Genomic DNA, 11,551 nt, shown 5'->3' on the forward strand with positions numbered 1-11,551 from the left:
CCGCCATCTGCCAGACAGCTATTGTCAAAGACGCTCTGAAGCGAGTTTGAAATACCGGTGATTTGAAACCGTATCAAATCGAATACATAAAAAGGAGGTTCAGCATAATGAGAGCATTAAAATATACAGGACCAGGTAAATTAGAAATACAGGAGGAACCGGTGCCGGTCCCCGGGGAACAGGAAGTACTTCTCAAAGTCAGTGCATGCGGTATCTGTGGAAGTGATGTACACGGATATCTGGGACTGACCGGAAGAAGAATTGCGCCTATGACCATGGGGCATGAGTTTTCGGCAGAAGTAGTGGAGTCCGGGACAGGTGCCGGAAAGTTTAAGCCGGGAGACAGGGTCATCGTTCAGCCCATTCACTTCTGCGGCACCTGTGAAAACTGCAAAAGAGGGTTGACAAATATGTGCCTGAATAAGAGGTTCTTTGGCGTACTGACGGTAAATGGAGCGATGGCGGAATATGTAGCTGTACCGGAAAAGCTGCTGTATAAATTGCCCGAAAATACGGATTATGAAATCGGTGCTTTGGCGGAGCCGTATGCGGTTGCATATGGAGCAGTGAAGAAAGCAGGCAATTTAGAAGGCCAGAATGTACTGATTATCGGAGCCGGAGCCATTGGGCTTTGTATACTTCAGATTGTAAAATTACAGAATCCGGGCAGAATCATGGTTTCGGATCTAAGCGATACGAGACTTGCTGCTGCAAAAGCATTTGGTGCTGATGAGGTAATAAACCCTAAGAACGAGGATTATATGGAAGCTGTTTCCAGATATACGGATGGCAGCATGATCGATACTTCCATTGAAGCAGTGGGGGTTCAGGCTACAGCGAACCAGTCCATTAAGTGTCTGAAAATCGGCGGACAGGCTATCTGGGTGGGAATGTCCCAGAAAGAAATGGAAATTAATATGCAGGATATCGTATGCTCTGCACGCAGAGTCATTGGCTCCTTTAACTACACTCATGAAGAATTTGGTGAGGTAGTGGATTTAATTGGAAGCGGTAGAATGAATGCGGCAGAATTAATTACGAAGACAATTTCGCTGGAAGAAGTAAAAGAAACGATGGATGATTTACATACGAACCCGGACAATTATATCAAAGTTATAATTGATCCCGGCAGATCATAGAGAACAATCTGCAAATAGAATCGGAAGGGACTGCTGCAAAAAAGCAGAAAAGAGGTAGAAGCGTATGAAATTTGGATGTTGTCTGAATATGATCGCAGAGGGGGAAGACGGAACCGGAATCGAATTTCTGGAACAATTAGTCTCATATGGATACGATTATGTAGAGTTACCCCTTGCGCAGATGATGGATTTAAGTCCGGCGGAATTCGCCGCCTTAAAGCATCGCGTGGAGGTATCCGGTGTGAATTGTGAGGTCTGCAATAACTTTTTTCCAACCGGTTACCGGCTTACAGGACCTGATGCAGATATGGAAGCCAATTTAAAATATGCCGCAGAGGCACTGAAACGGGCACAGGAGTTAGGTGTGGATTATGTGGTATTCGGCAGCGGTCCTGCCAAGAATGTACCGGATGGATTCCCTATGGATCAGGGATATCAGCAGGTAGCCGCCCTATTAAGGAAGGTAAATGACATCGCACATAACTTGGACATTACCATCGTGATTGAACCCCTTCGCAGACAGGAGTGTAACCTGATCAATACATTTGAAGAGGGATGCCGGCTGGCAAGAGATGTAGATGGAGAGCATGTAAAGGTGCTGGTTGATTTCTATCATCTGACAGAAGAAAAAGAACCGGTCGAACATCTGATAAAAGAAGGAAAAGAATATTTGCGCCATGTTCATTTTGCCAGACCGGATGGGCGGGTATATCCCCAGTCGGCAGCGGAAGAAAATTATCAGCCATTTATAGATGCCCTGAATGCTATTTCCTACGATGGTAGGATCAGCTGTGAAGCTTATACCGATGATTATGCGGCAAGCGCCCCAATAGCACTTGCATTTTTTAAAAAATGTTTCAAATAATATAACTAGAGCGTTGCACAAATAATCAAATCATACACGCTCTAGGCTGTCCGCACCAGAAATAGTATATGTGTTTTCATAAGAAAAAGCCTTAAAAACAGTTGCAATCATGCTGAAAAGAAGGTATGATAACTGTATCTGTATGACAACGTACAGGTAGAATAGTGGAGGCACATATGAGTATAAAACCAATTAAGCGAGTGAATGTTGGGGAGCAGGTATTTGAGCAATTAAAACAAATGATTATAGATGGTGAATGGAAACAGGGAGACAAGCTTCCTTCGGAAAATGCTTTGGCGGATATGCTGGGGGTAAGCAGGATTACGGTGCGCCAGGCACTTCAGAAACTAGGTACGCTGGGGCTGATTGAAACCCGTCTGGGTGAAGGGTCTTTTGTGAAAGTGATTGATATCAGCGGGAATATGCAGGCGTTAGTGCCGGCTGTGTATTTAAGCGGGCAGGAAACAGAACAGGTATTTGAGTTCCGTCAGATCATTGATGTGGAATCGGTAAGGCTTGCGGTACGCAGGGCTACCAAAGAGGATATAGAAGAATTAAAGAAAATCCACAAAAAGATGCTGAAGAAAAAGGATGAATCTGATTCCCTGGGGTTTGCGGTAATGGATACGGAGTTTCATTTTAAGATCAGCCAGATGACAAGGAATTCGCTGATTATTAAGACAAATGAAATTCTGAGGGAAGTCATCAATTCTTACGTAACGACCATTATTGAGAAGATGGGATGGGATCTTGCTCTGAAATATCATGGAAAAATTATTGATGCGATCATGGCAAAAGATGAAAAGAGCGCTGTGGAAGTTATGAGGGAGCATCTGGAGAATAATGTGAAATATATTGAAGAGATAAAAAATGAAGGCAGGTAGGCTGCATCGACAGGTGGAGGAATGATCGTATGAAAGTAGTAGTTGCTATTGATTCTTTGAAAGGAAGCCTTAGTTCTATGGAAGCAGGCGAAGGCATACGAACCGGAATAAAGCGGGTTTATCCGAATGCAGAGGTAATTGTGAAGCCCCTGGCTGACGGAGGAGAGGGCACCGTAGAAGCTCTCGTGGAAGGATATGGCGGTGCGTATATAAGCCGATCTGTCTGCGGTCCGATGAGGGAAAAAGTAAACGCGGCATACGGAATCATACCCAATAAAAAGCAGGCAGTCATGGAAATGGCAGCAGCTGCCGGAATCACCCTTTTAAAAGAAAGAGAAAAAAAACCGCTGCTGGCAACTACTTTCGGAGTGGGAGAATTAATCCTGGATGCCATACACCGGGGATGCCGCAATTTCATAATCGGAATTGGAGGAAGTGCAACAAACGATGCAGGTATCGGTATGCTAACGGCTTTGGGTTACCGGTTTTGCGACCGGGAAGGTAATCCTGTGGGTATCTCGGCAGATAGTCTAAAACAGGTGGCATCCATAAAAATGGACACCGTTATTCCCGAACTGAAAGAGTGCACATTCCAGATAGCCTGTGATGTTAACAACCCGCTGTGCGGAACCAACGGTGCAACCTGGATCTATGGTCCGCAAAAGGGTGTTACAGATGAGATGAAAGAGGAGCTGGACAGGGATCTTGCACATTTTGCTGATATCACGGCAATTACTTTGGGACAGAATTATTCCGAATATCCGGGGGCAGGTGCGGCAGGCGGGCTGGGATTTGCATTTTTAAGCTTTCTGGGTGGAATACTGACACCTGGAATTGATCTGGTGATGAATGCGGTCGATCTGGAAAAAGAGATAACGGATGCGGATTTTGTGATTACCGGAGAAGGGCGGCTGGACCTGCAGACTGCAATGGGAAAAGCACCGGTGGGTGTGGCTGCACTTGCGAAAAAACACGGAGCAAAAGTGATCGCCCTTGCAGGCAGTGTCTCCAAGGATGCTGTAAAATGCAATGAAAAGGGGATAGATGCGTATTTTCCCATCTTACAGGAGGTTACAACATTGGAGCAGGCAATGGACAGCCAGGTGGCGCTTACCAATATTACGAATACTGCGGAGCAGGTATTTCGGTTGATTAAAGTTTTGTAGTATGCCTAAATTTTATAAATGTATTTTTGAAGCTAAAGTTATAGTCGGATATTAACAAATAAGGGTTAGCTTTTATTGCCTCCCGGTTAGAAGTCAGGTTATACATAAATTCAATATTTATTCAAAAAGGGCCGTGACAATTGAAAGTCATGGCCCTTTTGTACAGAATTTTGCTGCTTATTCTGACAGTTTTCACTTATATAAGCGAATAAGATCATTCACAAATATTTCCCCATTAGTAAATTGGATTTTGTTATTGCCTAAAAATCCCTCTAATGATTGAATTGTTTTTTCCATGATAGAAATTTTCCATTTTTTCCTGAGATCTTTTTTAAAACTAATATAAATTTCATTTTTTGATGGATCATACACTATGGAACACAAAGTATTTGCCTGACTGGTTTTACTTAAAACTTCAAAGGCTTCCTTTATTCCAAAGCCATGAATATGATCGTTAATATATTCATGAGCACAAATATATCTATCAGCACCTAAACCATATACTTTATTATAATCTGCTTCTTTAAAATCCCCATTAGGAAAATTTGTCATAATAATAAAATCATTATGGATAGGGGCTACTATATTTGTATCGTTTCCTTCTTCCAGAATTTGTGCATCACCAGTTTTATCAGCGATCATAGTATGTAACCCTAAATCTGGGTATAATGGATTTCTAGGATATGAGATTACTCTTTTATTAAGAAATCCAAAAAATTCAGATGTTTTTTTGGATTTCTTTAGTGCCTCATCAAAAATATCAAAAGCAGACCAATCATTTTCGTCACAACTTGATTTAAAATCGGAATTATATTTTACTGCTTGGGTACAGATAAAAAGTCCCTCACTATTAAATCCAGCGATATTCCGGTATTTATTACCTGCTAAGGCTGAAAAATAAAATAAGTTCATATCATTATAACAATTGACATTTAGTTGTAAATCAATTTCATCAGTATCAAAATTCATACCATAAATAGCTTTTTCTTGACTGTATATTGCAAAACTTGTACACATTTTGAAACCTCCTTTTAATTTAGTCCGGACGCGTATGATTTCTATTCATAAAGCGTCACATCGAATATGACGATGCCTATTCCTCAGTTAGTTACATATAACAACAGATAGATTTTCAATCTGAGATTAAAAAGAGCCGTAAAATGCTCTCTTTTTATATAATCTATGACCAACTTTGTAGTTCAATAATATTACCTTCGCAATCCGTAGCATAAACGAAAACGGCTTTCTTTCCATCCTCATATTCCGCATTTACCAATTCTCCAATTTGACTCCCACCTTTTTTAAGTAAATGCTGCAATGTCTTTACAACATCATCTACTTCAAATGCTAAATGCGCTATCCCGCATTTATTTAGCTTGCTACAAGAAGTATCCATTTCATCATAAGAAAAAATTTCAAGAGTAGGATGGTCTTTATCATACCCCGGTAAACAAAGGTGCTCACCTACTATGTGCGCATTAGGGATTCCAGTGAGTTTATCAAGCCATTCTCCACTTAAGTTTCTTCTTTCACCTATACTTTCACAATGAAACACATCTTTATAAAAATCTATTAATTTTTTATGGTCTTTAGCAATAATATTTGTATGTACATATCTAATCATATATTTTCCCCATTGAAATTCAATTTTCATATCATTATAACATTCTTTCAAATTTTAATAAACTACTTTTAACATAACAATTCCAACAAGATGATTGGAAAAAAATATCGAATTAATGAAGAGTTAGAATGTACAGTGAAACAAGAGTATTATATAGATAATGAAAAGCAAATCTTAACGCGGATTGATACTGACCTGACTGATTTAAATCAAAAAACTTACATTGCAAATGATATCTCTGTAAATAAAGAGTCTTTAGATATAGCACAAAAGAATATGGAACAACAAAAAAATTCCTCGTTTGGTGTGCGATGAAAATCATATGCAGTGTTTTCCCTTAATTACGATTACGACATTGCCTGGAGTTTAAGCAATATCTTGTCATTATGACAAGATATTGCTATTTTTTTTACCGGCATGACAATATAATAGACAAAACAGCAAAATCGTCCCTTACTTTACCCATTTTTTCTTTCAATATCCAATTATAATCTAATTATAAAATAAATATGGAGGTTAAAGAGAAATGAGTGACAGTAAAAAAAATGCAAAACAGCATTTGCAATCTAAATTAGGTTGGTTTATGCGAAGACAGGAAAGCAGTATTATTATCGCTTCTGTATTGTACATAATTTTTGTTACCTGTATTAATCCCGGTTTCTTATCGCCGGATAACATTTTCAATGTATTGCGTTCTACCGGTTTTACGCTGATTACGGTAATTGGCATGGCTCTGGTTTTAATCACGGGAGGGCTTGATCTGTCGGTTGGATCTGTACTGGCACTAGGCGGTGTCATAACCGGAATGGCATGCCAGGCAGGACTGCCCGTTGGGATTGCCATACTGGCAGGTCTTCTTGTAGGATGTTTGATCGGCTGCATCAATGGATTTATCATTGTAAAGGCGGGGATTCCGCCGCTTATCGTTACCCTTGGCATGCAGTATGCTGCAAGGGGACTGGTATCCGTTTTGACCCAGGGGGTACCCATCTACCCGCTGCCGCAAAGCTTGATGAACATTGAACAGTCCAGAATTTTTCACATACCCATGGTGGTAATTGTTGCATTGTTAATTGCAGTTATGGGGCACATCATTTTATCGAAAGCACCATTTGGCAGGGCAGTATTCGCTCTTGGCGGTAATGAGGAAGCGGCAAGAATTTCGGGGATCAACACCAGGCAGACGAAGTTTCTGGTCTATGTAGTCACTTCAACGCTGGCTGCCCTGGCGGGCGTTTTTATGGCAGCGCGCCTGGGTTCGGCAGAAGCAGCAGCAGGAAACGGATATGAACTCACGGTAATCTGTGGTGCCATCATCGGAGGCATCTCCACATTTGGAGGAATGGGTTCCATCATTGGAGCAACGATCGGAGCGCTGTTCATGGAGATCCTCACCAATTCACTGACCCTGATGAGAGTATCGGTCTATTGGCAGAATCTGGTGGTTGGCGTAATCCTGGTACTGGCGGTATTATTAGATCAGTACAAACGCCAGATGATTCTTCGAAACTCCATTAAATCAAAGGCATAGGGGGGATTAAAATGAAGGAAACCCAGGTTGTTCTCTCGGTAGAACACATTACCAAACGTTTTTTAGGTACCGTGGCGCTAAAGGATGTATCCATGCAGCTGTATAAGGATGAGATACTGGCTGTCATGGGAGAAAACGGTGCCGGAAAATCCACTTTGATGAAAATATTAAGCGGACTGTATCCCCATTCTGAGTATGAGGGCAGGATTGTGCTGGGGGACAGAGAATGTCTGTTTAATTCCCCTACAGACTCGGAAAACAGCGGAATCGCCATGATTTATCAGGAGTTGAATCTGGAGCTTGATTTAACGGTAGCGGAAAACATACTTTTAGGAAAGCTCCCGAAGAAGAAAAGCGGGTTTATCAACTGGAATAAAGCGAAGACAATTGCGGAGGAGACGCTGGCCAGGCTTCATACGAATATTGATGTCAATGTAACGGCAAGAAGTTTAAGCCCATCCATGCAGCAGCTGGTATGTATTGCCAGGGCGCTGGTGCGCAATCCCAGAATTCTGATATTAGATGAACCTACGTCCGTCCTTACGGAAGGAGAAACCCGCAACCTTATGTCCGTGTTAAAAGAGCTGAGGCATCAGGGACTTGCCTGCCTGTATATTTCCCACAAGCTGGATGAAGTATTTGAGCTGTGTGACCGGATGGTGATTCTCCGTGACGGTTGTTATATCAGTGAATATAAAAAGAAAAATGGCTATGACAGTACCCCTATTATAGAGGATATGATCGGACGGCATCTGGATGTCATGTATCCGTCACTGGATAACCGGAAGATAGGAGGTGAACTGCTGAGAGTAGAGAACTACTGCGTACCCCATACATTCGCCTATGGAAAAAATATTATTGAGGATGTGAGTTTTACACTTAAGAAAGGAGAAATACTGGGACTGGCGGGACTAGTCGGTTCCGGAAGATCAGAGCTTATCAATGCCATTTTCGGAACTATTCCAAAGACCGGGGGAAAGCTCTTCCTGGAGGGAAAGGAGATTAAAATAAACAATCCCCGGAGTGCTAAAAAATATGGCATCGGACTGCTTACAGAAGACCGCAAGAAAAATGGCTTTATCAGTACTATGTCTATCTGTGATAATATGACTTTAACGATCTTAAAAGAAATAACCGGAACACTTTTGATCAACCGAACCAAAGAACGAAAGATAGCCAGGGAATATTTTGAAACGTTACGGGTAAAAGCCCCCGGCCTGGATACCCTGATATCCAATCTCTCAGGAGGAAACCAGCAAAAAGTAATTCTTGCAAAATGGCTGATGACCAATCTGAAGATTATACTGCTGGATGAACCAACCAGGGGAATCGACGTGGGAACTAAAGCAGAAATCTATAAAATCATGTTAGACCTGGCATCTAAAGGCATCAGTATTATCATGATATCATCGGAAATGCCCGAACTTATTGCCATGTGCGACCGTTTCATTGTGCTGGGAAAAGGAACGGTGCTAAAAGAAATGCAAAAAGAGGAAGCGGATGAAGTATCCCTGCTGAAAGCAGCATCCAATACCTGATGCGGGCTATCAGTTACAGCGTTGCACAAATAATCATTCACGCCATCTGCATGCTCCACTTTGCGGTATATTTGCCCAGAAAATATAACCTGTAAAAATGAAAAATAACAAATATGAAGGAGATTAAAAAATAATGAAAATGAGAAAAATAATTGCATCTGTATTAGCCATTGCCATGACCTTATCTTTGACAGCATGTACCACAGAAAGTTCAACAGCCAAAACGGATACCGCTGCGTCCCAGGCAGATACTGCCGCATCCAAAACAGATTCAGCAGAAACAAAAGAAGATGCAGGCAGTTCCACGGAGGCTGCAGGGAAGACCGATGAAAATAAAGCTGTTAATAAAGACGGCAAAAAGCTGCATTTTGTTTACGTATCACCACTGCTGGCACATCCAATCTGGCTGATTGCCAAGGATGGATTTGAACAGGCATGTGAAGAGCTTGGAATCGAAGGGGACTGGGTTGGACCCCAGAATGTATCTCCGGAAGAAATGTCAAAACTGGTTGAGACGGCAGTAGCCCAGAAAGCAGATGCCATTATAACTCAGGGGCTTGTTCCGGCTGCACCTGTTAAAACAGCAATTGATGCAGGCATTCCGGTGCTGGTGGTAGACTCTGATATTCTGGATACTGACAGACTTGCATTTTTTGGTAAGGATGTAAAAAAACAGGCTGAAGTATTGTATGAATCCGTATCACAAAAGATTGATGAAAATACACCGATTAAGGCGTCCATCCAGGTGGCGGCACTGAATTACCAGATCGCCCATGATCAGATCAATGCTATCAAAGAAGTTTTCGGAAAGCATAAAGGAGGATTTGAGACTGTCAGTATTACAGAATCCAAATCAGATAAAATGAAAGCGACTACCGAATGGGAAAATACATTCAAAGCATATTCCGATATCAATGTTGCTATCAACCTGGCTGCAGAAGCGGGACCGGCTTGTGCCAAAGTAGTGCAGGAAAAAGGAATCCGTGATAAAGTTCTGGTATATGGAGTGGATGATACGGAAGAAACTCTGGATTTAATCAAGGATGGTTCCCTGGATGGAACGGTTGTTACCTCATTTTATAATTATGGATACCAGGCAGCTTACTGGCTGTATCAGAATATTACAGAAGGCAAAAAGCCTGAAAATGTAGTAAATGATGCAGGAACCATTATTGTAACAAAAGAAAATGTGGATACTTATGCCGATGCTTTAAAAGTTAAAGTTGACTTGAAATAGAGGATAACATAAAATATCAGGAAGGGGGGGTTCCCCTTCCTTTGTAAGGAGGACCCAAAGAATGAACGGTTATGAGAGAGTGAAAACAGCCATTGCCACAGGAAAAGCTGACCGCACACCCATGATGCTGCATAACTTTATGTCTGCAGCATCGGAGCTTGGAATTTCCATGGCAGAATATCGCAGTAAACCTGCATGCATTGCCGATGCCCATATCACGGCAGCGCGGAAATACGGTCTGGATGGGATTTTAATTGATATTGATACCTGTATTGAGGCCGGGGCAATCGGCGTACCTGTGGACTTTCCAGAAAATGAACCGGCAAGAGCGCTGGGATGTGCATCCGATGATATTGACCGGTTAATCGAAATGATGGAACCTGAGAAATTATTGAAAAATGACCGGGTGAAAATCCTCCTGGATGGGGTCAGCCTGACCAGGCAGCGGTGCGGAGGAGAACTCTGGATAAGGGGGAACTGCGACCAGATGGCATTTAGTCTTGCGATGCTGGCATATGGAATGGAAGACTTTATGGCAGACCTGCTGGACGAAGAAATGGAAGAGAAGATCTTCTGTTTAATGGATCGTGCTTATGATGTACATCTGACCCTCCATAAGCTCATGATGGAAGCAGGTGCAGATATGACAAGCTTTGGTGACAGTTCCTGCGGACCAGACCTGATCAGCCGGAATATGTATCTGAAATTTGCATATCCCTATCATAAACGTTTGCAAAAAGATCTGAGTGAAGCCGGAATTCCCGTAGTGTGCCATATTTGCGGCAACACAGATTTAATCATGGAAGATCTTGCAAGTATTGGATTTACCGGTTTGGAAGTGGATTACAAAACGGATATCACCCGGACAGCCAGTCTATTAAAGGGGAATTCCCTGATGTTCGGACCCATTGATCCCTCCGGTTCCTTTTATTTTGGCACACCTGCCCAAATACAGGAAGAAACGCACCGGATCTTAGATATATTCAAAGGAGAAGGGCTGGTGATCGGAGCCGGCTGTGCACTTCCGTCCAATACACCGGAATCTAATATAAGAGCATTTGCAGACACTGTGAAAAATTATTCCATATAAGATAGTATTAATAAAATAACTTTAAAAAAGGATGTGTCCCATGAAGCATATAGCCCCTCTGTTAAATAAATTTAACCGGATTAAATACAAGCTGGTACTATATGCCGGCATCCTTTTTCTATTTGTTTTTATTATTGCATTTCTATCTAATAAAGGAAATATAAACGCCCTGTATGCCTACAGCGATTTTTCCGACCAATACAGTGAACTGGGCAGTTTTTATCAAAATATGGAATCTGCTGCTGCGGATGCACAAACGTATTTGTACCTTCGTGATAAGGAATACCTGAAGTCATTTGAAGATAGTATGGAAATTGTGTATGAAAGGCTGGACCGCCTGACAAAATATACTGACAGTGATTCCCTGAAATCGCGGTATCAGCTGCTTCGGAATATGGTAGATTCTTATTCAGAGGGATTCTATGATTTAAAAGAACAGAGAAGAAGCATGGATGATTTTTACGGATATTTTTCCCG

General features: G+C 41.8%; 12 protein-coding genes. 10 read left to right on the forward strand and 2 right to left on the reverse strand.

The genetic code is table 11. The annotated features are described in order from the left end of the window. Window positions 1–107: 107 nt before the first annotated feature. From ACH2DQ_RS16280 to ACH2DQ_RS16295, 4 genes are all read left to right on the forward strand, one after another. Complete coding sequence (locus tag ACH2DQ_RS16280) at window positions 108–1,139, forward strand: zinc-binding dehydrogenase (RefSeq protein ID WP_394912550.1); 1,032 nt, start codon at window positions 108–110, stop codon at window positions 1,137–1,139. Window positions 1,140–1,203: 64 nt separating this feature from the next. Continuing rightward, window positions 1,204–2,004 (forward strand): sugar phosphate isomerase/epimerase family protein, encoded by an 801-nt coding sequence (locus ACH2DQ_RS16285; RefSeq protein ID WP_394912551.1) that lies wholly within the window; start codon window positions 1,204–1,206, stop codon window positions 2,002–2,004. Window positions 2,005–2,180: 176 nt separating this feature from the next. After that, the gene (locus ACH2DQ_RS16290; protein ID WP_394912552.1) at window positions 2,181–2,888 is read left to right on the forward strand and encodes a FadR/GntR family transcriptional regulator; all 708 of its coding nucleotides are present in this window, start codon (window positions 2,181–2,183) and stop codon (window positions 2,886–2,888) included. A 29-nt stretch (window positions 2,889–2,917) separates the two neighbouring features. Beyond that, window positions 2,918–4,054 carry a glycerate kinase gene (locus tag ACH2DQ_RS16295; RefSeq protein ID WP_394912553.1) on the forward strand — a complete coding sequence of 379 codons (1,137 nt, stop codon included), beginning with the start codon at window positions 2,918–2,920 and terminating at the stop codon, window positions 4,052–4,054. 192 nt (window positions 4,055–4,246) lie between these two features. Here the strand turns inward: ACH2DQ_RS16295 and ACH2DQ_RS16300 are convergent, their stop codons facing one another. Further along, entirely contained in the window at window positions 4,247–5,071 is an 825-nt protein-coding gene (locus ACH2DQ_RS16300) for a choloylglycine hydrolase (RefSeq protein ID WP_394912554.1), read from the reverse strand. A gap of 163 nt (window positions 5,072–5,234) precedes the next feature. Next, a complete protein-coding gene (locus tag ACH2DQ_RS16305) occupies window positions 5,235–5,708 on the reverse strand; it encodes a VOC family protein (RefSeq protein ID WP_394912555.1) in 474 nt (157 codons plus the stop codon). A gap of 60 nt (window positions 5,709–5,768) precedes the next feature. Between ACH2DQ_RS16305 and ACH2DQ_RS16310 the strand changes: the two genes are divergently transcribed. From ACH2DQ_RS16310 to ACH2DQ_RS16335, 6 genes are all read left to right on the forward strand, one after another. After that, window positions 5,769–5,993, forward strand: a complete 225-nt coding sequence (locus ACH2DQ_RS16310) for a hypothetical protein (RefSeq protein ID WP_394912556.1) — start codon at window positions 5,769–5,771, stop codon at window positions 5,991–5,993. A 211-nt stretch (window positions 5,994–6,204) separates the two neighbouring features. Next, entirely contained in the window at window positions 6,205–7,209 is a 1,005-nt protein-coding gene (locus tag ACH2DQ_RS16315) for an ABC transporter permease (protein WP_394912557.1), read from the forward strand. Window positions 7,210–7,220: 11 nt separating this feature from the next. Then, window positions 7,221–8,747 carry a sugar ABC transporter ATP-binding protein gene (locus tag ACH2DQ_RS16320; protein WP_394912558.1) on the forward strand — a complete coding sequence of 509 codons (1,527 nt, stop codon included), beginning with the start codon at window positions 7,221–7,223 and terminating at the stop codon, window positions 8,745–8,747. A 133-nt stretch (window positions 8,748–8,880) separates the two neighbouring features. Further along, on the forward strand, window positions 8,881–9,984 hold the full coding sequence (locus ACH2DQ_RS16325; protein ID WP_394912559.1) for a substrate-binding domain-containing protein: 1,104 nt from the start codon (window positions 8,881–8,883) through the stop codon (window positions 9,982–9,984). 61 nt (window positions 9,985–10,045) lie between these two features. Next, the gene (locus ACH2DQ_RS16330) at window positions 10,046–11,074 is read left to right on the forward strand and encodes a uroporphyrinogen decarboxylase family protein (protein WP_394912560.1); all 1,029 of its coding nucleotides are present in this window, start codon (window positions 10,046–10,048) and stop codon (window positions 11,072–11,074) included. A gap of 40 nt (window positions 11,075–11,114) precedes the next feature. Next, window positions 11,115–11,551: hypothetical protein (locus ACH2DQ_RS16335; RefSeq protein ID WP_395027443.1), on the forward strand; the 437-nt coding region annotated here is incomplete at its 3' end.

Source organism: Robinsoniella sp., from assembly GCF_034124845.1.